17 protein-coding genes are annotated in these 23,452 nt (G+C 63.8%); 9 read left to right on the top strand and 8 right to left on the bottom strand.

The window, feature by feature from the left end:
• The first annotated feature begins 73 nt into the window (after positions 1-73).
• The 9 genes from ACP146_RS23710 (at position 74) to phoB (ending at position 11,095) form a co-directional block, all read left to right on the top strand.
• Entirely contained in the window at positions 74-583 is a 510-nt protein-coding gene (locus tag ACP146_RS23710; protein ID WP_422369229.1) for a hypothetical protein, read from the top strand.
• A 204-nt stretch (positions 584-787) separates the two neighbouring features.
• Positions 788-3,049 carry an NADP-dependent malic enzyme gene (locus tag ACP146_RS23715; protein ID WP_422369230.1) on the top strand — a complete coding sequence of 754 codons (2,262 nt, stop codon included), beginning with the start codon at positions 788-790 and terminating at the stop codon, positions 3,047-3,049.
• Between the two features lie 109 nt (positions 3,050-3,158).
• Positions 3,159-4,649 carry an ATP-binding protein gene (locus ACP146_RS23720; RefSeq protein WP_422369231.1) on the top strand — a complete coding sequence of 497 codons (1,491 nt, stop codon included), beginning with the start codon at positions 3,159-3,161 and terminating at the stop codon, positions 4,647-4,649.
• A 246-nt stretch (positions 4,650-4,895) separates the two neighbouring features.
• Positions 4,896-5,918 (top strand): PstS family phosphate ABC transporter substrate-binding protein, encoded by a 1,023-nt coding sequence (locus ACP146_RS23725; RefSeq protein WP_422369232.1) that lies wholly within the window; start codon positions 4,896-4,898, stop codon positions 5,916-5,918.
• A 192-nt stretch (positions 5,919-6,110) separates the two neighbouring features.
• The gene (gene pstC, locus ACP146_RS23730; protein WP_422369233.1) at positions 6,111-7,493 is read left to right on the top strand and encodes a phosphate ABC transporter permease subunit PstC; all 1,383 of its coding nucleotides are present in this window, start codon (positions 6,111-6,113) and stop codon (positions 7,491-7,493) included.
• Entirely contained in the window at positions 7,486-8,790 is a 1,305-nt protein-coding gene (gene pstA / locus ACP146_RS23735; RefSeq protein ID WP_422369234.1) for a phosphate ABC transporter permease PstA, read from the top strand. The genes pstC and pstA overlap by 8 nt, the downstream gene beginning before the upstream one ends.
• A 17-nt stretch (positions 8,791-8,807) precedes the next feature.
• The gene (pstB, locus tag ACP146_RS23740) at positions 8,808-9,611 is read left to right on the top strand and encodes a phosphate ABC transporter ATP-binding protein PstB (protein ID WP_422369235.1); all 804 of its coding nucleotides are present in this window, start codon (positions 8,808-8,810) and stop codon (positions 9,609-9,611) included.
• A gap of 54 nt (positions 9,612-9,665) precedes the next feature.
• The gene (gene phoU, locus ACP146_RS23745) at positions 9,666-10,406 is read left to right on the top strand and encodes a phosphate signaling complex protein PhoU (RefSeq protein ID WP_422369236.1); all 741 of its coding nucleotides are present in this window, start codon (positions 9,666-9,668) and stop codon (positions 10,404-10,406) included.
• Positions 10,403-11,095 carry a phosphate regulon transcriptional regulator PhoB gene (gene phoB / locus ACP146_RS23750; protein WP_422369237.1) on the top strand — a complete coding sequence of 231 codons (693 nt, stop codon included), beginning with the start codon at positions 10,403-10,405 and terminating at the stop codon, positions 11,093-11,095. Before phoU ends, phoB begins: the two co-directional genes overlap by 4 nt.
• Here the strand turns inward: phoB and ACP146_RS23755 are convergent.
• The 8 genes from ACP146_RS23755 to typA form a co-directional block, all read right to left on the bottom strand.
• Complete coding sequence (locus ACP146_RS23755) at positions 11,072-12,409, bottom strand: PepSY-associated TM helix domain-containing protein (RefSeq protein ID WP_422369238.1); 1,338 nt, start codon at positions 12,407-12,409, stop codon at positions 11,072-11,074. The two genes, phoB and ACP146_RS23755, sit on opposite strands and share 24 nt — an antisense overlap.
• Before the next feature lie 37 nt (positions 12,410-12,446).
• Positions 12,447-14,939 (bottom strand): TonB-dependent receptor domain-containing protein, encoded by a 2,493-nt coding sequence (locus tag ACP146_RS23760; protein ID WP_422369239.1) that lies wholly within the window; start codon positions 14,937-14,939, stop codon positions 12,447-12,449.
• 204 nt (positions 14,940-15,143) lie between these two features.
• The gene (locus tag ACP146_RS23765; RefSeq protein WP_422369240.1) at positions 15,144-16,157 is read right to left on the bottom strand and encodes a FecR family protein; all 1,014 of its coding nucleotides are present in this window, start codon (positions 16,155-16,157) and stop codon (positions 15,144-15,146) included.
• Between the two features lie 41 nt (positions 16,158-16,198).
• Positions 16,199-16,723 carry a sigma-70 family RNA polymerase sigma factor gene (locus ACP146_RS23770; RefSeq protein WP_422369241.1) on the bottom strand — a complete coding sequence of 175 codons (525 nt, stop codon included), beginning with the start codon at positions 16,721-16,723 and terminating at the stop codon, positions 16,199-16,201.
• Between the two features lie 82 nt (positions 16,724-16,805).
• Entirely contained in the window at positions 16,806-19,586 is a 2,781-nt protein-coding gene (locus ACP146_RS23775) for a bifunctional acetate--CoA ligase family protein/GNAT family N-acetyltransferase (RefSeq protein ID WP_422369242.1), read from the bottom strand.
• A gap of 89 nt (positions 19,587-19,675) precedes the next feature.
• A complete protein-coding gene (locus ACP146_RS23780) occupies positions 19,676-20,230 on the bottom strand; it encodes an O-acetyl-ADP-ribose deacetylase (RefSeq protein ID WP_422369243.1) in 555 nt (184 codons plus the stop codon).
• Entirely contained in the window at positions 20,214-21,626 is a 1,413-nt protein-coding gene (locus ACP146_RS23785) for an AmpG family muropeptide MFS transporter (protein WP_422369244.1), read from the bottom strand. The genes ACP146_RS23780 and ACP146_RS23785 overlap by 17 nt, the downstream gene beginning before the upstream one ends.
• Positions 21,616-23,451 carry a translational GTPase TypA gene (gene typA, locus ACP146_RS23790; protein ID WP_422369692.1) on the bottom strand — a complete coding sequence of 612 codons (1,836 nt, stop codon included), beginning with the start codon at positions 23,449-23,451 and terminating at the stop codon, positions 21,616-21,618. Before typA ends, ACP146_RS23785 begins: the two co-directional genes overlap by 11 nt.
• Position 23,452 lies beyond the last annotated feature (1 nt).

Consider the following 23,452-nt stretch of genomic DNA (forward strand, 5'->3'; position numbering starts at 1 on the left):
TGGCAAATCCAAAGGGGGCAGGTCACAATAGGGCATGGGTGGGAATCGAAAGGTTCTTTGAGGAGACCGGTTTTTGACGCAGCAGGATGACAGCGACGTTTTTTCCGAGGGACGGTCGGTCGAAGTGGTCGGGCGCTTTGCCGGGCGCGAGGGTTTCACCGCCGCAGTGGATGCGCTGCTGGCCGCCGGTTTCGCGCGGGACGACCTCTCGGTTCTCGACACCCATGAATCGCTCAGCGCCAGCGGTTCGCCCGGCGAGGCCTGGCAGGAAACCCTTGGCGGTCTGGTCGGCGAGATCAACTACGTGGGGCCGCTGACCGCCGCCGGCCTGATCGCCATCGCCACCGGGCCGGTCGGCGCGGCCATTGCCACGGCCATGGCCGCCGGCATCGGCACCGCCGCCGTGGTGGACGTGCTCGACAAGCTGCGCGCCACCCCTCATACGGAAGCCTTCGCCCGGGCGCTCGAAGCCGGGGCCATTCTGCTCTGGGTCCGGGTCGAAGATGCGGCCGCAGCGGCCAGGGCGGAGACCATCCTCTCCGGCGCCGGCGCGGCCGATGTGCATCGCCATGCGCGAAGCTGACGGGGGCCGGGGCGCCCGGCAAAGCGGCGCGGAAGCGACCTTTGACGCTCGCACCGCGTCTCACTAAGATTTCTGGAAAAACAAGGCCCAAGAAGTATCGTCCTGAGCCAATTGCGCCGAAGGTTCGCTGGTCTAAAGGCCAGCCTCCAGGGGAATGCGGGCGTCTCGGGTAAGGCTGCAGATTAGGCTCCAAGGGAGGACGTAATGGACAGGACCCGCATCACCGAGGAAGAAGCGCTTGAGCTTCATGCCTCCGGCCGTCCCGGCAAATTCGAGATCCAGGCCACCAAGCCGCTGACCACCCAGCGCGACCTCTCGCTGGCCTATTCGCCGGGTGTCGCGGTGCCCTGCCTCAGGATCAACGAAGACGAGGCCAAGGCCTACGACTACACCGCCAAGGGCAACATCGTCGCCATCGTCTCCAACGGGACGGCGGTGCTCGGCCTCGGCGATCTCGGCGCCCAGGCGGCCAAGCCGGTGATGGAAGGCAAGGCGGTGCTCTTCAAACGCTTCGCCGATGTCGACGGCATCGACCTGGAGGTCGACACCCGCGACGTCGACGAGTTCGTCAACTGCGTGCGCTTCCTCGGCAAGTCCTGGGGCGGCGTGAACCTGGAGGACATCAAGGCGCCGGAGTGCTTCATCATCGAAGCCCGGCTGAAGGAACTGATGGACATTCCGGTGTTCCACGACGACCAGCACGGCACCGCCATTATCACCGCCGCCGGCTTCATCAACGCGCTGGCCCTCACCGGACGGCAGATGGCCGATGTAAAGGTGGTGATCAACGGCGCCGGCGCCGCGGGCATCGCCTGCGCCGAACTGATCAAGGCGATGGGCGTGCCGCATGACTCGGTGCTGCTCTGCGACACCAAGGGCGTGATCTATAAGGGCCGCGAGCAGGGCATGAACCAATGGAAGTCGGCGCATGCGGCGGACACCAAGGCACGCAGCCTGGAAGAAGCCTTCGAAGGTGCGGACGTCTGCATGGGCCTCTCGGTGAAGGGCGCCTTCACGGCGGACATGGTCCGCTCCATGGCCGACAAGCCGATCATCTTCGCCATGGCCAACCCGGACCCGGAGATCACCCCCGAAGAGGTCGCCGAGCTGCGCGATGACGCCATCGTCGCCACAGGGCGCTCGGACTACCCGAACCAGATCAACAATGTCCTCGGCTTTCCCTATATCTTCCGCGGCGCCCTCGACGTGCGCGCCTCGACCATCAACATGGAAATGAAGATCGCCGCCGCCCAGGCGCTGGCCGAACTGGCCCGCGAGGACGTGCCCGACGAGGTCGCCCAGGCCTACGACAGCAAGGCCATGCGTTACGGCCCGAACTACATCATTCCGGCACCCTTCGATCCCCGTCTTATCGTCGCCGTCCCCAAAGCGGTGGCCAAGGCGGCGATGGACAGCGGCGTGGCGCGGCGGCCGCTGGACGACACGCTGGCCTACGAGCAGCAGCTTTCCGCAAGGCTCGACCCCACAGCCTCCAGCCTGCAGCGCATCTTCGATCAGGTGCGCCAGAACCCCAGGCGCGTGGTCTTCGCCGAGGGCGAGGAAGAGCGCAGCATCCGCGCCGCGCTCGCCTTTCAGCAGGCCGGCTACGGCACGCCGGTGCTGGTCGGCCGGGAGGAACACGTAAAGGCGACGATGAAGTCGATCGGACTGGAAGGCGCCAACCTGGAAATCCACAACGCCCGCCTGTCGAAGAACAATGCGCGCTACGTCGACTATCTCTACCAGCGTCTCGGTCGCCTCGGTTCCCTGCGCCGCGACTGTCAGCGCATGGCCAACCAGAACCGCAACGTCTTCGCCGCCTGCATGGTGGCCTGCGGAGAAGCCGACGCCATGGTCACCGGCCTGACCCGCAGCTTCGGCGTCGCCTACGACGACATCCGCCGGGCCATCGACCCGAAGCGCGGTCAACGCGTCTTCGGCATGTCGATCATGGTGCTGCGCGGGCGCTCGATCTTCATCGCCGATACCTCGGTGCAGGAACTGCCCAATGCCCAACAGCTTGCCGACATCGCCGTGCAGGCCGCCGAGGAGGCCCGCTCCATGGGCCACGAGCCGCGGGTCGCCCTGCTGTCCTATTCCAACTTCGGCAATCCCTGGCATCCGGCGGCACAGCGCATCCGCGATGCGGTGCAGGAGCTCGACCTGCGCGAACCGGGCTTCGAATACGACGGCGAGATGCAGGCCAACGTGGCGCTGGACTATGAGGTGATGCAGGAGCACTACCCGGTCTCGCGGCTCTCCGGCCCCGCCAACGTGCTGGTCATGCCGGGCCTGCATTCGGCCAACATCACCGCCAAGCTGATCCAGCAGGCCGGCGGCGGCTCGGTCATCGGGCCGATCCTGATCGGCCTCGCCAAACCGGCCCAGGTGGTCCAGCTCGGCGCCACGGTGAACGATCTGGTCACCGCCGCCGCCCTGGCAGCCTATGAGGCGAAGGCGGACTGACGGCGATCTTCCACCCGGATCCGGCGCTCCCTACATAAGAAAATGTTCACGGAGGGCGCCGCAAAGCCATGCTAGAATCTCGTCTGCATGATGAACCTAGAGACAAGGCATGACTGAACAGCCGCCGGAAAACCCGACGGAAACAACTTCGTCCACAGTGGGCAGCGAGGCGACGCCCCATCTCGGGCGCTTGCTGCTGGCCACCCTGGTGCTCTGCATCCCGGTGGTGCTGGTCTTCGCCGTCCTGGTGGCGGACGGCGACATCTCGCTGCGCGCCGCGGCGATCGGCGCCGCCGTCGTGGTGATCCTGATGGCGGTCATGCTGAACCAGCATTTCCGCCGCGTGCGCGCCTTGACGCGCTACCTGATCCGCCTGCGCGAAGCGGGCGACGACAGCCCCCTGCCGCCGGCGCCTTCGGGCGGCGATCTACTGTCCCCCGGCTTGAGCGATGCGATCGCCGAGACCGCGCGGCAACAGCGGGCCCGCCGCCACGACCTGCGCGACACCATGGCGATGAATGCCGCGGTCCTGGCCGGCCTGCCGGACCCGCTGATTCTGGTCGGCGAGAACCGCCGGGTCCTGCGGCTCAATCCGGCGGCCGGGGCGCTGCTGGGTCAGGAGCTGGCCGGCCGCGATCTCGCCCTCGGCCTGCGCAACCCCAGCCTGCTGGCGGCGGTCGAAGCGATCCTGGAGGGTGGCGAGCAGCAAGCCGTCGAGTTCACCATCCCGGGCAAGGTCGAACGCAGCATCGCCGCCAGGGTACTGCGCCTGCCGATGGCGGCGAGCCAGGAGGCGCGGCTGATGATCGCCCTCTATGATCTGACCGGGGTGAAACAGAGCGAGCGCATGCGTGCGGACTTCGTCGCCAACGTCAGCCACGAGCTGCGCACGCCGCTCAGTTCGTTGATCGGTTTCATCGAAACCCTGCGCGGCCCGGCCCGCGAAGACCCGGAGGCCCAGGCCCGTTTCCTGAAGATTATGGAAGAACAGTCGCATCGCATGTCGCGTCTGGTCGACGACCTGCTGTCACTGTCGCGCATCGAGCTGCAGGAGCACACGCCGCCGGAGGGCAACAGCGACATCGCCGAGATCCTGCGCTCCGTCGCCTCGACACTGGAGCTGGAAGCGGCGCGCTATGGCATGCGCATCGAAATTGCCGCCGAAGCCCTGCCGCCGGTGATCGGGGTCAGCGACGAACTGACCCAGGTTTTCCAGAACCTGCTGGAGAACGCGGTGAAGTACGGCGAAGAGAAAACCGTCATCCGCGTGGCCGCGCGGCCGCTGGCCAAGGACGGGGCCGGTGAGCGCCGCCTGGGCCGCGCCGGGGTGAAAGTCTCCGTCTTCAACGAGGGAGAGGGCATTGAGCGCGAGCACATTCCCCGGCTGACCGAACGCTTCTACCGGGTCGACAGCCGACGCTCCCGGCGTTTGGGCGGCACCGGCCTGGGGCTGGCCATCGTCAAACACATCATCAACCGGCACCGCGGCGTCCTGGAAATCGAGAGCCGGCCGGATGAAGGCGCGACTTTTTCCGTCTATCTGCCCAGCGGCGGCGCCCCCGCCCTTGCCCTGCAGCGCGCGGAACCGAAGGCCTCCTGAAGCCGGGAAATAGGACTAAAATACTGTTCTCTTTACATTTTTCTTCCGAAAGCCACTGCGGACGGAAGAATCTCCGGCTCTGTCATGCAAGTGTAACAAAACTGCAGTATTACCATCGCTGAGCAGACGTAGTTTGTGCCCGCCGGCGAAGGGCCGGCGCAGGTTGTTCCCGGGTCGGACCATCTTTGGGCCGGAAGGCAACGACATGACAGATTCACCAATGGGCACTCAGCGGAGGTATTCCCCGTGAACAAAAAATCACTAGCCATGGCGGCAGTTGCCGGAATGGTCATGATCGCGCCGGCTATGGCCGAGGCGCGTGATCAGATCCGTATCGTCGGTTCTTCGACGGTTTTCCCCTTCTCCACCGCCGTGGCGGAGAACTTCGGCCGCAGCAGCGGCTTCAAGACACCGGTCGTCGAGAGCACCGGCTCCGGCGGCGGCATGAAGCTGTTCTGTTCCGGCGTCGGCACCGAGCACCCGGACATCACCAACGCCTCGCGGCGCATCAAGCAGTCCGAGTTCTCCCAGTGCGCGGAAAACGGCATCACGATCACCGAAGTGAAGATCGGCTTCGACGGCATCGTGCTCGCCAACTCCAAGGCGCATGCGCCCTTCGCGCTGACCAAGAAGCAGATCTTCCTGGCGCTGGCCAAGGAGATCCCGGTCGACGGCAAGCTGGTCGCCAATCCGAACAAGCTGTGGAGCGATATCGATCTCTCCCTGCCGGCTGAAAGGATCGAGGTTCTGGGTCCGCCGCCGACCAGCGGCACCCGCGATGCCTTCGTCGAGCTGGTGATGGAAGAAGCCGCCGAGGAATTCCCGGAAATCAAGGCTCTGGACAAGGCCGCTTTCAAGGCCGCCGCACACTCCGTGCGTGAGGACGGCGCTTTCGTCGAAGCCGGCGAGAACGACAACCTGATCGTCCAGAAGCTCGAAGCCAACCCGAATGCCCTGGGCATCTTCGGCTTCAGCTTCCTCGACCAGAACGCCGACAAGCTGCAGGGCGCGACCGTCGGCGGCGTGGCGCCGGAGTTCGAGAACATCGCCTCCGGCGACTACGGCATTTCCCGCTCCCTGTATTTCTACGTGAAGCAGGAGCATGTCGGCACGATCCCCGGCATCAAGGAGTTCGTGGCCGAGTTCACCTCGGACAAGGCCTGGGGCGATGAGGGTTACTTGACGGAGAAGGGTCTGATCCCGCTGCCGTCCGATGACCGCAACGCCATGATGAAGTCCGCCAACGGCATGTCGCCGCTGAGCATGTAAGTCGGGTGTTGCCGGCGGAAGGCCCAGCTTCCAGGGGCCTTCCGCCGGTTCCCCTTTTGAAGATCCGAGCAAAAAAACAAAAACCAGCCGGAGCGTTACTAGAGAGCGGGTGCGATTAAGCCGACACCCGCGGCGTCTGCCCGTTAGGCAGCAGGCGTCGGCAAGCTCCGGCCTTCGATCCGATGGGCCAAAATGAACAGCTTCATTCTGATTGCGATCCTGCTGGTCCTGTCGTCTATCGGCTACAGCTTCGGTCAGAGGCGTGCCCGCAGTCTCAGCGGCAATCAGCCCTCGGCCCTTCACTCGCGCCCACAGTACTATGGCCTCTACGTCGCGCTCTGGTGCGGCATCCCGAGTCTGGCCCTGATGGCGCTCTGGCTGATCCTGGAACCGCAGGTCGCCGAATGGATGCTGATCTCCAGCCTGCCCGCCGATATCCAGGCGCTGCCGGCGGACCGGCTTTCACTGCTTCTGAATGACGTAAAGAACCTCGCCTCGGGCAACATTGTCAGCCGCGAAGTCGATGCCGCCCTGCAGTCCGCCGCCGACGGCTACGCCAGCGTCCGGCAGATCGGCAACGCGGCCATGGTGGTCGTCGCCCTGGCCGTCGGCGTTCTGGGGCTGAGCTTCGCGCGCAAGCGGATCACGCCGGGCCTGCGTGCGCGCAACCTTGTTGAGCGCACGGTCAGCATTGTCATGATCGTGGCTTCCACCATCGCGGTCCTGACGACCGTGGGGATCGTGCTTTCGCTGTTGTTCGAGGCATTGCGCTTTTTCTCCAAGGTTCCCTGGTACGAGTTTCTCTTCGGCCTGACCTGGAGCCCGCAGACCGCGCTGCGCGCCGACCAGGTCGCCGGCTCCGGCGCTTTCGGCGCCGTCCCGCTGTTCGCCGGCACCCTGATGATCACCTTCATCGCCATGTGCGTGGCGGTACCCATCGGCCTGTTCTCGGCGATCTACATGTCGGAATACGCGCCGCCGAAGATGCGCGCCATCGTCAAGCCGATGCTGGAGGTTCTGGCCGGCGTGCCGACGGTGGTCTACGGCTTTTTCGCCGCCCTGACCGTTGCCCCTTTCATCCGCCGCACCGGCGAGTCGATTGGGCTGGACGTGTCTTCCGAGTCGGCACTGGCCGCCGGCGTGGTCATGGGAATCATGATCATTCCCTTCGTTTCCTCGCTCAGCGACGATGTGATGAACGCGGTGCCGCGCTCGCTGCGCGACGGGGCCTATGCCCTGGGCGCGACCAAGTCGGAGACCATCAAGCAGGTTATCTTCCCGGCGGCGCTGCCCGGCATCGTCGGCAGCCTGCTGCTGGCCATGAGCCGCGCCATCGGTGAAACCATGATCGTGGTGATGGCCGCGGGACTGGCCGCCAACCTGACCGCCGATCCGCTGGAAGCCGTCACCACCGTCACCGTGCAGATCGTCACCCTGCTGGTCGGCGACCAGGAATTCGACAGCGCCAAGACCCTGGCGGCCTTCGCCCTGGGCCTGGTGCTCTTTGCCATTACGCTGACCCTGAACGTGATCGCCCTGAACGTGGTTCGAAGGTACCGGGAAAAGTATGACTGACAGTACGGCACCCGCCGCGGCCCTGCGCCGCGCCGACCTCTCGGAAGAACGCCTGAAACGCCGCTACGCGGCGGAGAAGCGCTTCCGTGCCTATGGCCTGGCCGCCATCTTCGCCGCGCTGGCGATCCTGGGCATCCTGATCGGCACCATTGTCTGGAACGGCCACACGGCCTTTGTACAGACCCATATCGCCATGCCTGTCTATCTCGATCCGGAGATCATCGACCCCCAGGGCAGCAACGACGCCACCGTGATCCAGCGCGCCGATTATCAGGGGCTTTTGAGAACCAGCCTGCGCGAACGCTTCCCCGAAGTCACCGGGCGCCGCGATCGCATAAAGCTCTACGGCATCCTGTCCAACGGCGCCGGCTTCGACGTGCGCGACAAGGTTCTCGCCGACCCTTCGATCATCGGCACCACGCAAACCATATGGGTTAAGTCGTCCGACGACATCGACAGCCTGGTGAAGGGCTACATCGACCGCGACCTGCCGGAGAACGACCGCCGGGTGAAGGACAACGAGATCGTCTGGATCGATTCCTTCGCAGCCGACGGCGGCGTGGATACGAAGTTCAACACGACCTTCTTCACCGCCGGCGATTCCCGCGAACCGGAGCAGGCGGGCATCTGGGGCGCGGTGGTCGGGTCCTTCTTTACGCTGCTCATCACCCTGGTGCTGACTTTCCCGGTCGGGGTTCTCTCCGCGGTCTACCTGGAAGAGTTCGCGCCGAAGAACCGATGGACCGACCTGATCGAGGTGAACATCAACAACCTCGCGGCCGTTCCTTCGATCATCTTCGGCCTTCTCGGTCTTGCCGTCTTTCTCGGTGTTTTCGGTTTCCCGCGCTCGGCGCCGCTGGTCGGCGGCATGGTCCTGGCGCTGATGACCCTGCCGACCATCATCATCGCCAGCCGCGCGGCCCTGAAGGCCGTGCCGCCGTCGATCCGCGAAGCCGCCCTGGGCGTCGGCGCCTCGCGCCTGCAGGTCGTCACCCATCATGTTCTGCCCCTGGCCATGCCGGGGGTCCTGACCGGCACCATCATCGGCATGGCCCAGGCCCTGGGCGAGACCGCCCCGCTGCTGATGATCGGCATGGTCGCCTTCATCGTCGACATTCCAGGCGGCGTGACCGATCCGGCCACGGTGCTGCCGGTGCAGATTTTCCTCTGGGCCGATGCGCCGGAGCGCGCCTTCGTCGAGAAAACCAATGGCGCCATCATGGTGCTGCTGGGTTTCCTCATTCTCATGAACGCGCTGGCGGTTCTGCTGCGCAAGCGCTTCGAACGTCAATGGTAGTTACAGGAAAGATCGCTATGGACGCAGTTGCAGAAGCTGAAGCGCCGCAGAGGGCGCTACGGAACTCGCCCAAGATGACCGCCCGCCAAGTTGACGTCTACTACGGCGAAACCAAGGCGCTGAAGAACATCGACCTGGATATCGAAGAAAACCAGGTGACCTCGCTGATCGGCCCTTCGGGTTGCGGCAAGTCGACCTTTCTGCGGTGCCTCAACCGGATGAACGACGTGATCGACGGCTGCCGGGTGGAAGGCGACATCACCCTGGACGATGTCGATATCTACCGCAGCGGCCTGGACGTGGTGCAGCTTCGCGCAAGGGTCGGCATGGTGTTTCAGAAGCCGAACCCCTTTCCGAAATCGATCTACGACAACATCGCCTACGGTCCGCGCCTGCACGGCATCGCCGAAGCGAAGTCGGACCTCGACGACATCGTCGAGATCAGCCTCACCAAAGCCGGCCTTTGGAAAGAGGTGAAGGACCGCCTGCAGGCGCCGGGCACCGGCCTTTCCGGCGGCCAGCAGCAGCGTCTCTGCATCGCCCGCGCGATCGCGGTCAATCCCGAGGTGATCCTGATGGACGAACCCTGCTCGGCGCTCGACCCCATCGCCACCGCCCGCATTGAGGAGCTGATCGACGAGCTGCGCCAGAACTTCACCATCGTGATCGTTACCCACTCCATGCAGCAGGCCGCCCGCGTGTCGCAGAAGACCGCGTTTTTCCACCTCGGCGATCTGGTCGAAGTCAGCGAGACCGAACAGCTTTTCACCAACCCGCGCGATCAGCGCACCCAGGGTTACATCACCGGCCGCTTCGGTTGATCCGAAGCGGCGAGCCCAAGGCGATCGCGGCGCAGAGCCGAAGGACCAAAGCTTATGAACAGCGAACACATCGTTAAATCCTTCGATGAAGAACTGCAGCAGTTGAACGCTGTGGTTCTGCGCATGGGCGGCGTGGCGGAAGCACAACTCGCCGGCGCCATCGACGCGCTGGTAAAGCGCGATTCGGAGCTTGCCGAGCGCGTGGTAAAGGGCGACGAAGCCATCGACGAGATGGACCTGGAACTGGACGAAAACGCAATCCGTACCCTGGCCCTGCGTCAGCCCATGGCCAACGATCTGCGCGAAGTCATCTCCGCCTTGAAGATCTCCAGCGACCTGGAGCGCATCGGCGATTACGCGAAGAACATTGCCAAGCGCTCCATCGCCCTCAACCAACTGGCCCATCACGAAGCGGCGCGTTCCATCCCCCGTATGGCCAAGCTGGTTCAGGCCATCATCAAGGACGTGCTCGACGCCTACGCCAACCACGACGCAAATCGGTCGATGGACGTCTGGCACCGCGACGAGGAAGTCGACGAGATGTATACGGCGCTGTTTCGCGAGCTGCTGACCTACATGATGGAAGACCCTCGCAATATCACGCCCTGTACCCATCTGCTCTTTGTGGCCAAGAACATAGAGCGCATCGGCGATCACGCCACCAACATCGCCGAGACGACCTATTATCTCTCGACCGGCGAGCGGATCGAGGGCGGCCGCCCGAAGAGCGATATGTCCAGCTTCCAGGTGGTTGAGCCCGAGGACGGCGAAACGACGGAGAAGGAGGGCGCGTGAGACCCCTTGTTTTGATCATCGAAGACCAGGAGGCCCTGGTCACCATGCTGCGTTACAACCTCGAGGGCGCCGGCTTTCGCGTGAATACGGCGGGCGACGGCGAGGAGGCCCTGGTGGCCGCAGCCGAGGAAGTGCCCGACCTGATTCTGCTCGACTGGATGCTGCCGCTGATGTCCGGCATCGAGGTCTGCCGTCAACTGCGCAGCAAACCGGAAACCAAGCGCGTGCCGATCATCATGCTGACGGCGCGCGGCGAGGAAACCGACAAGCTGCGCGGTCTCGACAGCGGCTGCGACGACTACATGACCAAGCCCTTCTCACCGGCCGAGCTGATCGCGCGCATCAATGCGGTGTTGCGCCGGAGCAAACCGGAGTTGAGCAGCGAGATGCTGGCCTTCGAGGATCTGGCCATGGACCTGGCAGCCCACCGCGTGCGGCGCAGTGGCCATGACGTGCATCTGGGGCCGACCGAATTCCGCCTGCTGCGCCATCTGATGCAAAATCCCGGCCGCGTCTTCACCCGGGAACAGTTGCTGGATTCGGTTTGGGGCCGCGACGTTTATGTCGAGCCGCGCACCGTCGACGTGCACATCCGCCGCCTGCGCAAGGCACTGAACCAGAACGGCAACGACGACCTCATTCGCACCGTCCGCTCCGCCGGCTATTCACTCGACCGTCCGGCACCCTAGGTCCGTTGAGTCTTCGCTGCGTGATGATCCTTCAGCCGCACGCGGGAACCACAGCAGCAACAGCCAGGCAATAAGAATTGTCAGTGTGACAGCTGTCCATACCCAGAGAAACGCTACAACACCGGGCGCCAAGTCGGGCAGCTGGCGCACCCCTTCGACCACCGGTCCGGCCACCTGATAGCGCAGGTAGCCGAGTGGGAAGGTCGCGGCGACGACCGCTATAGAACCCAGTAAGGCAGGGGTCATGCCCGGCCACTTTACCCGAGATGGTCGGCCGGCCGCTCGACGCAGACGAAGAACATGCAGATAGGCGCCGGTAAGGCCGAGTCCGGAAAGAATCAAACCGAAAAGAAACCAAACCGCTTTGGAAACAAGGCCGGCAAAATCGCCGAAGTGAAGGGGGTCCATCGTGTTTGTCAAACGCACATAGACCCCTGCGTCGCCGGCGGTATAGCTGTGCAGGACCGACCCATCGGCCGCATTGACCAAAACATGGTTCGCGCGGTCACGCACCAGAAGAGACTGCGCCTGACCCTCAACATAGAGCGCGCCGCCGAACCGGCCGCCGGGTGGAACCACCGACCTGAAGCGCAGGTCCGGCCGCGTAGCAGCAGCCATTCCCAGCAGCTCGTCGAGCGGTAGTGACGCTTCAACCTCCGCCGCTGGTGGCGGCCCTTTGACCGTTGGCAGCAACTTCAACGCTTCGACACCGTACCAGATTCCGGTCACGGCAATGATCAAGACAAACCATAAGCTCCAGAGCCCGCTCAGCTTGTGAAGCTCACTCCAAATCGCACGCAGGGAACCGGCACGGAAAACGAAGAAACGGCGCCACCAGCGTTTGTAAAACACCAGCGGTGTGATCATGGAGATGAGCAGAAAGAGCCCAAAGGCCGAAACCAGCAGAACGCCCGCTGAACCGGGAATGAAAAGCCGGCGATGCAGATCGCGAAAGATCCGCTGAAGGTTGACGGCACTCAAAGCCCCGCGAAGCTCGGCGGTGTAGGGATCGACGTAAATCCGCACAAACCGTTGGTTCGGCAAATCAACAAGGATTTCCGCCGCCGAGTTGGCGTAAAGGGGTGGTGTTAGGCTGTGGATGGCTTCGACTTGATAGACTGCTGTCACGGTATCGAGCAACTTTTCCCAACCCAATACCTCCGCACCGACTTCGACGCGCGCCTCGGGTGTGACCAGCCAGTCGATCTCCCGCGACAGGGTCGCGAAGGTGCCGGTCCAGCAGATGACAAAAAGAAGCAAGCCGGTGATAACGCCGGTAAAGCTGTGAACGCGAAACCAGTTGCGCGATGTCATCGATAGCTTCTCTCCACCGGCCTGCTCCGGAGCAAACTCACCATTTCATGGAATAGCGCACCCCCACCGTCGTACCGGGGAAAGGTACATGAGCGGTCTGCCCCACTGTCGTGTTGCGGTTTATCTGGGACCTGGGATTGAACTCGGTCGTGTTGAAAAGGTTCTCCACGCCAACCTGAAGCTTGCCGGGCCCCGCGTCGAATTCCGCGAAGAAATCCACGTAGGTCTGGGCATCGACCTCAAACTCGTTGAGTGCAGGACTAGCGTCGGCGGAAAGCTGATGGGTGACCTGCAGACGGTTGCGCCACCAGGAGAAGGGGCTGTAGTCGACATAGCCGGTGAAACGGGGGGACTGAACTGTTTCCGGGCCCAAATCCACGGTGTCACCATTGTTGAGCTCCGTCTCGCCATCGCTGAATGAGAAGCTGCCACCGAACCCCCAATCCTCAAAAGGCTGCGTATCGAGTGTCGCCTCCACGCCCCAGATCTCCTGAGGGCGGCGCACCGGTGCTGCGAAGCTCGTTCCCGGTACGACTTCGTACTGATTGGCGCTGTCGGATTCACTGAAGAAGGCCGCGGCCGTGACCTGGACTTTGTCCCAGTCGCCACGGATGCCGATTTCAAACTGATCCGTCGTTGTAGGCTCCGGCTGGATCTGGTCGGCAGAGGTGATGTTGGCGAGGCGCGGCGCGCGCGCCAGGTCGAGCACGTCAGCCGCCTGGGTAAAGCTGCCATAGAGCTCTATCTCATCGGTCGCGAAATAGACGAGGCCGGCGTTATAGAGGATCTGATCGTAATCGACTTCGCCGCCTTCGAACGGGCCGCCAAAGAAGGGCGAAAGGTTGGCGGAACCGATATCGACCACGCCATATTCATAGCGAAGCCCGCCGGTCAGCAGAAAGTAGTCTGTCACCGGAACCCGGGCCTGGGCGAAGGCGGCTGTTGTGTTTTCCGTACCTTCCGGAACCAGAAACAGAACGGGAAGACCAAGGCTATTGGTTTCTTCCGCCTCGTACTCGAAGACCTGAGCATCACCGCCCCAGATCAGTGCGGAGCCTTGAAAATAGGTGTCGTCGAGAAACTCGAGCGGCGTCTCAACGCTCAGCCTGCCACCGAGACGCTGATTCTGCTCTTCCAATTGCAGAATGACGCCACCGCCAACATCGCCGGGAATCTGGCGAAGCGTCCGGTCTTGATAGTAGGCCGTAAGGTTCACGCGGCTGCCGAGAACATCGTCATTCTCGTAACTGGCAGTCCCGACATACTGACTGCGGAAGGAGTCGTCAAAGACATCGCCGAGACTCTCAAAGTCGGCGGTCGAGGTCTTCGTCCCTGTATCCGGGTCACCGTCAGCCAGGGCAACGAATTCCGGGTCCTGTTCCGTATTGACGAAGAAGTGCGTGAACTTCAGTCGTGAGTCGTCATCGACGTTGATGGTGAAGGCCGCATTGGCATCGAAAACCTTGCTGTTCGGAAAGGTACTGTCGCTGTCCGGCAAGGGATCGCCATCAGGATCAAAAAGAGTGCCGTTAAACTTTCCGCCCACTTCAAGCCAGAAGTCCACCGCTCCTTCGCTGCCGGTCAGACTCTGACGCAGTTCCGGGCTGAAGCTTTGCTCAACATCCGTCGGTTGAAGCGAGAAACCGAGAGTTGTCTCAAAAGTCGGCTCGCCGGGAACCGGCTGGGAGGTGAGGAAGTTGACCGCGCCGCCACTGGCGCCGAAGCCAAAGGTGGCATCGGCGCCGCGCACCACCTCAACCCGACTGAAGGCAGAGGGCGGTACATCGTAGATCGCGTTGGCGGAGGGCCGGAAGCGCTGGTTGATTTCGATGTTGTTGATACGAAATGACGCTTGGCGGCCGCGCAGGCCCCCACTGCTGCCCAGCGGGCCCCTCACGTCAATCCCCGGCACGACCTTGAAAAGCCCGCCGATCGGATCGCGTTGAAAGCTCGGCTGTTCGTCCAACTGCTGCTGCCCAAGCACCGTAACCGAAGCGGGCAGCTCGGAAATCGGCCGCTCGAAGCGCGCCGCGGAAACTACGATCTTGTCCGTGACCAGCGGCCCATTGTCGCTCTCAGGCGCCGCCTCGCCGCCGCTTTCCGCAGTCGTCAGCATTACCGTTGAGGCGTCGAGGTAGCGGTAAACAAGGCCGGTGTCGGCCAGGAGACGACCCAGGGCGTCTTCCGGGGTCAGCGCGCCAGTTACACCGGGGCTTTGCAGCCCTTCCGCCAAGCTGCTGTCTATCGCGACCTGCAAACCCGCCTGGCGCCCGAATTGCGTCAAGGCCTGAGCCAAAGGCTGAGGCGGAATGGAGAAATTCATGGTCGATGCCTGGGCGACCTGCTCTCGCACCGTCTGGTGCCCGTGATGGCGCAACGGCAACGCCGCCGCTTTTTCCATTTCCAAGAGTTCCCGCTGCCAGTCGCCGGCCTGTGTTTCCGAGGCCATGCCGGTAAGCAAAACACCTGCACCGAACACGCCGTTGATAACGCCGACGCAATACCGCGTGGCCCCCCTAGACAAGATCATCACTTCCCCCTTCATGCACCAAAACGGCGCGAAGCCACAGGCCACCGCGTCAGTTGCGAATGCAACTCATTCCGGTCTTTGAGTTAAGGACGTAACAAGGAAGCGGGATTTAAGGGGTCGGATTACTTTTTTTACCGGTGCTTGCGGAGCAGCAGCGTGTCATCTGCCAGCCCACCTGATGATTTGACGAGCGAAAGCCCGGTTTCAGGGTCTGTCCACCAGCAAAACATAGGGCGTCAAGGCAGTCACCCGCGCGCCCTGGGTCGCAGCAGCAGCCTGGAGCGCTGCAAGCGGATCGTTGAGATTGAAGACTCCGGTGACCTGCGCCGTCGAGAGCGCGGGGCTGCGCAGAACGATCACGCCCCGATGATACCGGCGAAGCTGCTCCACGACCGTTGAAAGTGCCATGGCATCTGCAATCAAAAGGTTATCACGCCAAGCTGCCACGTTTTCCGTGGCGATACGGGAACGCACCACCTGGCCATCGGCAGCAGAAACCGCAAGACGGTCGCCCGGCATCAACGTGTAGCGATCAGTGGGCGCAACACCATCGGCCGAGAGGCTGCCCACCTTGACGCTACCTTCGGCTACGGTGACCTGCCCGCCGGATCGGCCCAAGGCGACGGCAAAGGCGGTGCCGGTAACTGTCGCCACCAAATCCTCCGTCACGACCTTAAAGGGTCGCTCAGGGTCGTTCTGCACCTGAAAAAAAGCCCGGCCGGACAAGAGGCGCAAACGGCGGCCATCATCGCTGTAATCAACGGTCAGCGCCGACTCGGCATCCAGCTCCGCGATACTGCCGTCCGAAAGAACGATCTGCCGAACCTCACCGACCCCGGTTACGTGATCTGCAGAGAGGTTTAGTGCGACAACAGGCGCCAGGAAAATCGCAACCGTTGCCGCCAAGGCTGCGGCGGCGGCAAAAACGATGCGGCGGCGCGATTGCGGTGCCCGGACGGAAGCCCGCTTGCGGGAGCGGTGCTCAGTCGTCGCTTCCCACGGCAGTTCGCCGGCCAGACGCCATACACGCTCAACCCGGACATAGGCCTCCTCATGTCTCGGACTCTGCTGCCGCCAATCGGCCAAAGCACTTTGAAGGCCGCTGTCTTCCGAAGCACCGTTCGCCTCGAGCAGCCATTCGAGTGCTTCGTCTTCGATGCGCTTCGCCTCCGTGTCTGTACCTGCAGTTGCAGAATAGTCTGCGGAGGCTCGGTTCAATTCATGTCTGGGCGGCTGAACGGGCATAGCGAAACAAATGATCAGGTGGATCTGTCCAGGCGCTCGGCACCATGGCGGACGGCATCTTTCACCAGTTGATGGGCGCGGACAACTGAAACCCCCAGATGATCCGCAATCTCCTGCAGGCTGCGCCCCTCTAAACGGCGCATTGTAAAGGCAACGCGGGTCCGTTCCGGCAGTTCTTCCAGAGCCTCGGCCAGAACGCGAACCTGATCCCTTTGCATCATGACCTGTTCCGGCGTCGCCGCCGCGTCGGCCAATCGCTCCAAGTCTCTGCCGTCATCGGCCTTCAACGCAGCTTCCGGCTTACGCAACCAATCGAGCGCCAGGTTGCGGACAATCCGATACAGGTAAGATACCGGGTCGCCAATCGACTGCGGCGCATCCGCACCCGCCATCGACTTCTGGCGTCGGCTGTACCGGACGAAGGCCTCTTGGACGACATCTTCTGCCCTTGCGCGGCATCCCAGGATCGGAGCCGCATAATCGATCAGCGCCGAACGGTGACGGAGATAAGCATCGAATTCTGGTGTTCCGGGTGTCACGGGGCAGGCCTCTTTGCCTCCCGGCGACAGGCAGGTTCGAACTCTTTCTCTTTGCAGCGGCAGAGCCAGGAAGATATGGAGCTTAGCGAATTTGCGAATCATTCTCAAGTGAGATCAGCCGTCTACTCACATAGACTAGGCCGTCTTCTTCGCGGATCAGGGAGAAGCCGAGCTTGCGGCAGAGCGACAGCATGGCGGTGTTGGCCGCCAGCACCGAGCCCCAGACCTCGCCGATACCGCGGTCCGCGGCGTAATCCAGAATTGCCCGCATCATCGCCGAACCAAGGCCGCGCCGCTTGTTGTCCGAGCGTACAAGAATGGCGAACTCCGCGCGCCGGTTGTCCGGATCGGCGGCGAGGCGCACAACCCCCAGTCCCTCGTGACCGTCGCCGGCTTTGCCCGGGGCCTTGGTTGGGGGTTGGGCGAAAGCGGCCAGCGCCATTTCACGGGCATAGTCCAGTTGGGTCAGCCGTGCCAGCATGGCGTCCGGCATGCTGCCGATCGGGGTGTGAAAGCGCATCCGTACGTCTTCCGGATCGAGATCGCGAAAGCCGGCGCGCAGCGCCGCGGCGTCGCTTGGCCGCAAGGGCCGCATGAAGACGGTGCTTCCGTCCGGTAGGACGATGTTGCGTTCCAGCTCGCGCGGATAGGGGCGGATCGCCAGGCGGGCCGCCGGCGGTGCCAAGGGGTCGGCAAGCGGCAGGACACGGACGCGCGCATCCAGGGCGATGACCCCCTCGGAATCGGCCAGCAGTGGATTGATATCGACCTCCGCCACCTCCGGCATGTCGGCCACCAGTTGGGAGAGCCGGACCAGGCAGGCAGCGATCTCGTCGAGGGCCGCCGCGGCCTCTCCTCTATAGCCCTGCAACAGACGGTAGACTTTCGTTTCCGCCATCATCGCCTGGGCCAGAATCGGATCCAGCGGCGGCAGGGCCAGCGCCTTGTCGGCGATCACCTCCACCGCGGTGCCGCCCTGGCCGAACAGCATCACCGGCCCGAACTGGGGATCGTCGACGACGCCGAGGATCAGTTCCCGCGCCTTGGGTCTGCGACACATCGCCTGCACGGTGAAGCCTTCCAGCCGCGCCTGCGGCTGGGCCCCGGCGATCCGCCGGTTCATTGTCTCCGCCGCTTCGCGAACCGCCTCTTCGCCTTGCAGGTCCAAAGCCACACCGCCCAGGTCGCTCTTGTGAGTGATGTCGCGCGACAGGATTTTCAGCGCCACCGGTCCGCCGATTGCCGCCGCCGCTTCGGCGGCCGCCTCCGGCGTCGCAACGACCTCGGTCGCCACCACCGGAATGCCATAGGCCTGCAGCACCGCCTTGGCCTCCGCCTCGCTCAGCCATTCGCGTTCCTCGGCCAGGGCCTTCTCAAGCAGCCGGCGCACGCTGGAGCGGTCGGGCTGCTCGGCCGCCGGCACCGGATGGGGCACCCGGCGCAGCAGCGCCTGATTGCGGCGATAGTGTTCCAGATGCATGAAGGCGCGCACCGCCTGTTCCGGCGTGTCGTATCCGGCGATGCCTTCGCGGGCGAAAAGCCGCCGCGCCTCGGCCACCGCCTGTTCGCCGACCCAGGCGGTGAAAACCGGCTTGGACGCTTTGCCCGCCTTGGCCAGGGTTTCCACCACCGCCTCCGCCGCATCGCGCGCCGAGGCAATCGCCGTCGGGCAGTGCATCACCAGCACCGCATCCGCCGCCGGCTCCTTCAGCAGCGCCTCCAGCGCGTCGCGGTAGCGCGCACCGGACGCATCGCCGATGATGTCGACCGGGTTGGCGCCGCTCCAGGTCGCCGGCAGGCAGGCATCCAGCGCCTGCTTCGTTTCCTGCGACAGCGGCGCAAGCCGTCCGCCTTCGTCGATCAGGGCATCGGTGGCTAGAACCCCCAGGCCCCCGCCGTTGGTGAGGATCGCCAGCCGCGCGCTGCCGCCCCCTCCCTTGCCGGGCCGGCGCCGCTGGTGTGAAAGGTTGGCCAGGGTCTCCGCCGCATCGAAGAGTTCGTTCAGGCTGTAGACCCTGAGCAGGCCGGCGCGGGCGAAGACCGCATCGTAAACCGCATCGGCCCCGGCCAGCGCCCCGGTGTGGGAGGCGGCCGCCGCCGCACCCTCGGCATGGCGCCCGCCCTTCACCACGATCACCGGCTTGTTGCGCGCGGCGATACGCGCGGCGGAGAGAAACTTGCGGGCATGAACGACGGATTCGATGTAGAGCAGGATAGCGCGGGTCTTGACGTCCATCGCCAGGTAATCCAGCAGGTCGCCGAAGTCGACGTCGGCCTTGTCGCCGAGGGAGACGATCTTGGAAAAGCCGATACCGCGCGGCGTCGCCCAGTCCAGCATCGCGGTGACCATGGCGCCGGACTGGGTGACGAAGGCGAGGTCGCCGGGCAGCGGTGCGAGATGGGAGAAGCTGGCATTGAGGCCGATGCCCGGCACCATCATGCCCAGACAGTTCGGGCCGACGAGGCGCAGGAGGTTGGGCTTCGAGGCATCCAGGATCGCCTGACGCCGGGTCTCCCCCGCAGCTCCACCCTCTACGAAGTCGCCTTCACCGAAACCGGCGGTGATGATGACAGCGGCGCGGGTGCCGCGGTCGCCGAAAGCCTTCACCAGCCCGGCCACGGTTTCCGGCGGCGTGGCGATCACCGCGAGATCCGGCGCCTGGGGCAGGGCCTCGACGGAGGGGTAGGCGAGGACGCCTTCTATCGCCTCGTGGCGTGGATGAACCGGCATGATCGGGCCCTGAAAGCCGCCGGTAAAGAGGTTGCGCGCCAGCACCGCGCCCAGCGAACCGGGCCGCCGGCTGGCGCCCACCAGGGCAACCGATTTGGGCTCAAAAAGGGCGTCGAGATTGCGGACGGTCACGAAACAGCAGCCTGCCTTTGTCGTTTGAAAACAACGCGCTCTATCAGGCTTCAGTCTAGCACCCCTTCATGACGGGGCGATGATCTGGATCAGGCGGCGCCGCTGGCGGTAACGCGCGCCAGCACCTTTTGATAGGTGATTTCCGCCTCGGCACCAAAGGTGCAGAACACTACCTTCCCAATTGCCTCTTCCTCGCTCAGGAAGTCGCGCACCGTGGCGACGGCGATCTCCGCCGCCAGGCCGAAGGGAAAGCCGTAGACACCGGTGGAGATGGCGGGGAAGGCGAGGGAACGCGCCCCGATCTGCTTGGCAATCTTCAAGGAGGTGCGGTAGCAGGACGCCAGCAGCGCTTCCTCGTTCTGTTTGCCGCCGCGCCAGACCGGCCCGACGGTGTGAATGACATAGCGGGCTTTCAGATCGAAGCCGTCGGTGTGCACGGCATCGCCGGTCTTGCAGCCCCCGATGGCGGCGCAGGCTTCGCGCAGGTTGCGGCCCGCCGCACGGTGAATCGCACCGCAAACCCCACCGCCCGGCTGCAGCCGCGCATTGGCCGCGTTCACAATGGCATCGACGTCCAACTGCGTGATGTCGCCTGGATGAACTTCTATACGGGAATCATGCCCAGAATTAGGATTGTTGCTCATGTACCGGCTCGGATGTCGGAGAAGCCGAGGCTTCCTTCTGCCGGTAATGATACATGAGATAGAGCACCAGCAGAATTGCCGGAATGCCTAACGCGGATGCGTAGAAGAAAAAATTCACGTAGCCGACAGACTCGACCACGAAACCGGAGCCGCCGGCGACGATCTTGCCGGGCAGCGTAAACAGCGAAGAGAAGAGGGCGTACTGCGTCGCCGTATAGGCCGTGTTCGTGAGACTGGAGAGATAGGCAATGAAAACGGAGCCGGCGAGGCCAGCGGAAATGTTGTCTGCGCTTATCGCCAGAGTCAGCATGATGGTGTCGTTGCCGACGACGGCAAGCAGGGCGAAGACAAGGTTGGTCGCCGCCACCAGAATGGCGCCCACCAGCAGCGACCGCAGCAGACCGATGCGCACCACCAGGATACCGCCCAGGAGCGCACCGACCAGGGTTGCGATCACCCCGTAAAGCTTCGCGATATTGGCGATCTCTTCCTTGGTGAATCCGATATCGATGTAGAAGGGATTGGCCATCACCCCGAGCGTGATGTCCGAAAGCCGGTAGAGTCCGACAAAAGCCAGGATCACCAAGGCAAAAGATCCATTGCGGGCGAAGAAGTCCACGAGCGGGCTGACCACGGCGCCGGAGATCCAGGCCAGCAGGCGGTGGAGAACGCCGTCCTTCTGATTGTCTCCCTCAATCTTCCGCAAAAGCGCAGCCTCGCGCAGCAGGGTCGCCTGATCGCGGGTCACTTCAGGCTCGCGGATGATCAGGACGGTTGCCATACCCACCCCCACAAGCGCCGCCATAACGGTGTAAGCCAATGGCCAGGAGGTAAAGCTGGCGATGTAAAGCGCGCCGGCGCCGGCGGCGATCAAACCGAAGCGGTAGCCGACCTGATAGGTGCCGGCCATGGCGCCTTGCAGGGATTTTTCCACCGCTTCGATGCGGTAGGCGTCGATGGCGATGTCCTGGGTCGCCGAAGCGAAAGCGACCAGGAGGGCAAAGTAGACGATGGTCTCGAGGTCCTGCGACGGATCGGTATAGGCGATACCCAGTAAACCGGCGGCGATGCCGATCTGCGCGATCAGCATCCAACCCCGGCGCTTGCCCAGCACAGTGGTGAAGGGCGGGATCGCCAGACGGTCGACCACCGGCGCCCAAAAGACCTTGATGGAAAAGGTGATGCCGACCCAGGAAAACAGACCGATGGTCGAGAGACTTACGCCAACCTCACGCAGCCAGAACGACAGCGTCGAGAAAAGCAGCAGGAAAGGCAGGCCGGCGGAGAAGCCGAGGAACAGCATGCCGATGACGCGGGGGTGCAGATAGACCTCGAAGGCCTCGCCCCAGGAGCGCCGGGCGGCTGGCGGTTTTTGGTCTAAACCCTCAGCCGGCATCCTTGATTCGGCTCTCTTTCTTGCGCGCATGCGGATCGAGCAGGCGTTTGCGCAGGCGGATCGACTGGGGCGTCACCTCGACCAGTTCATCGTCGGCGATGTAGGCCAGCGCCTGCTCCAGGCTCATCACCCGCGGCGGGGTGAGGCGCACCGCCTCGTCCTTGCCGGAGGCGCGCATATTGGTGAGCTGCTTGGCCTTCATCGGGTTCACTTCAAGGTCGTTGCCGCGGCTGTGCTCGCCGATCACCATGCCTTCGTAAACCGGCTTACCGGGATCGATGAAGATTTCGCCGCGCTCCTCCAGGTTCCAGAGCGCATAGGGTACCGCCTTTCCGGTGCCGTTGGAAATCAGCACGCCGTTGCGCCGTCCCTGGATGGCGCCCTTGTAGGGCGCATAGCTGTGGAACACCCGGTTCATGATACCGGTGCCGCGGGTGTCGGTCAGGAATTCGCCGTGATAGCCGATCAGCCCGCGCGCCGGGGCCAGGAAGGTCAGGCGGGTCTTGCCGCCGCCCGACGGCCGCATGTCGGTCAGCTCAGCCTTGCGCAGACCCATCTTTTCGACCACCACGCCGGAGTAGTCCTCGTCGACGTCGACCTGGACCTCCTCGATCGGCTCCATGCGCTGACCGCTGTCCGGGTCGTTGCGGAAGAGAACGCGGGGGCGGGAAATCGAAAGCTCGAAGCCCTCGCGGCGCATGGTTTCGATCAGCACGCCGAGCTGCAGTTCGCCGCGCCCGGCCACCTCGAAGGCATCCTTGTCCTCGGTCTCGGTGATGCGGATGGCGACGTTGCCCTCGGCTTCGCGCGCCAGGCGGTCGCGGATCATGCGGGAGGTGACCTTGTCGCCCTCCTGCCCGGCCAGCGGGGAATCGTTCACCGAAAAGGTCATCGCCAGGGTCGGCGGGTCGATCGGCTGGGACGCCAGCGCCGCCTCGAACTCCGGCGCGCAGATGGTGTCGGCGACCGTCGCGTCGCTCAACCCCGCGATGGCGACGATGTCGCCGGCGGCGGCTTCTTCCACCGGTTCGCGCTTCAGGCCGTTGAAGGACAGCAGCTTGGTCAACCGCCCGCCGGTAACGGAGGTGCCGTCGCGGCGCATCACCTTCACCGGCATGTTCAGTTTCGCCGTGCCGCTGTGCACACGGCCGGTCAGGATGCGGCCCAGGAAGTTGTCGGCCTCCAGGGTCGTGGCCAGCATGGCGAAAGGCCCGGTCGCTTCTGCCACCGGCGCCTTCACGTGCTCGACGATGAGATCGAAGAGGCTGTGCAGGTCCTTGCGTTCGTCGTCGAGATCGGCGACCGACCAGCCCTCTTTGGCCGAAGCAAAAAGCATCGGGAAGTCGAGCTGCTCGTCGGACGCTTCCAGCGCCACAAAAAGATCGAAGACCTGGTCGTGGACCCAATGGGGCCGGGCGTCGGGCTTGTCGGCCTTGTTCACCACCACGATGGGCTTCAGGCCGCGGGCCAGGGCCTTGGCGGTGACGAACTTGGTCTGCGGCATCGGCCCTTCAGCGGCATCGACCAGCAGGAGGACCCCGTCGACCATGGAGAGAATGCGCTCCACCTCGCCGCCGAAGTCGGCGTGGCCCGGGGTATCGACGATGTTGATCTTGATACCGTCCCAGGTCACCGCCGTGCACTTGGCGAGAATGGTGATGCCGCGCTCACGCTCCAGGTCGTTGGAGTCCATGGCGCGCTCAGTCACCTGCTGGTTGCTGCGATAGGTGCCGGACTGCTTCAGCAGTTCGTCGACCAGCGTCGTCTTGCCGTGGTCGACGTGGGCGATGATCGCAATGTTGCGAATGTTTTCGGCTTGAACCATC

The organism is Pelagibius sp., from assembly GCF_965249265.1.
Classification (GTDB): domain Bacteria; phylum Pseudomonadota; class Alphaproteobacteria; order Kiloniellales; family Kiloniellaceae; genus Pelagibius.

What these genes read in the sequence shown, in the direction of transcription:
- ACP146_RS23715 (WP_422369230.1), top strand. Translation starts at nt 788, where the DNA reads ATGGACAGGACCCGCATCACCGAGGAAGAAGCGCTTGAGCTTCATGCC.
- ACP146_RS23720 (WP_422369231.1), top strand. Translation starts at nt 3,159, where the DNA reads ATGACTGAACAGCCGCCGGAAAACCCGACGGAAACAACTTCGTCCACA.
- pstC (WP_422369233.1), top strand. Translation starts at nt 6,111, where the DNA reads ATGAACAGCTTCATTCTGATTGCGATCCTGCTGGTCCTGTCGTCTATC.
- pstA (WP_422369234.1), top strand. Translation starts at nt 7,486, where the DNA reads ATGACTGACAGTACGGCACCCGCCGCGGCCCTGCGCCGCGCCGACCTC.
- pstB (WP_422369235.1), top strand. Translation starts at nt 8,808, where the DNA reads ATGGACGCAGTTGCAGAAGCTGAAGCGCCGCAGAGGGCGCTACGGAAC.
- phoU (WP_422369236.1), top strand. Translation starts at nt 9,666, where the DNA reads ATGAACAGCGAACACATCGTTAAATCCTTCGATGAAGAACTGCAGCAG.
- ACP146_RS23755 (WP_422369238.1), bottom strand. Translation starts at nt 12,409, where the DNA reads ATGACATCGCGCAACTGGTTTCGCGTTCACAGCTTTACCGGCGTTATC.
- ACP146_RS23760 (WP_422369239.1), bottom strand. Translation starts at nt 14,939, where the DNA reads ATGATCTTGTCTAGGGGGGCCACGCGGTATTGCGTCGGCGTTATCAAC.
- ACP146_RS23780 (WP_422369243.1), bottom strand. Translation starts at nt 20,230, where the DNA reads ATGAGCAACAATCCTAATTCTGGGCATGATTCCCGTATAGAAGTTCAT.
- ACP146_RS23785 (WP_422369244.1), bottom strand. Translation starts at nt 21,626, where the DNA reads ATGCCGGCTGAGGGTTTAGACCAAAAACCGCCAGCCGCCCGGCGCTCC.
- typA (WP_422369692.1), bottom strand. Translation starts at nt 23,451, where the DNA reads ATGGTTCAAGCCGAAAACATTCGCAACATTGCGATCATCGCCCACGTC.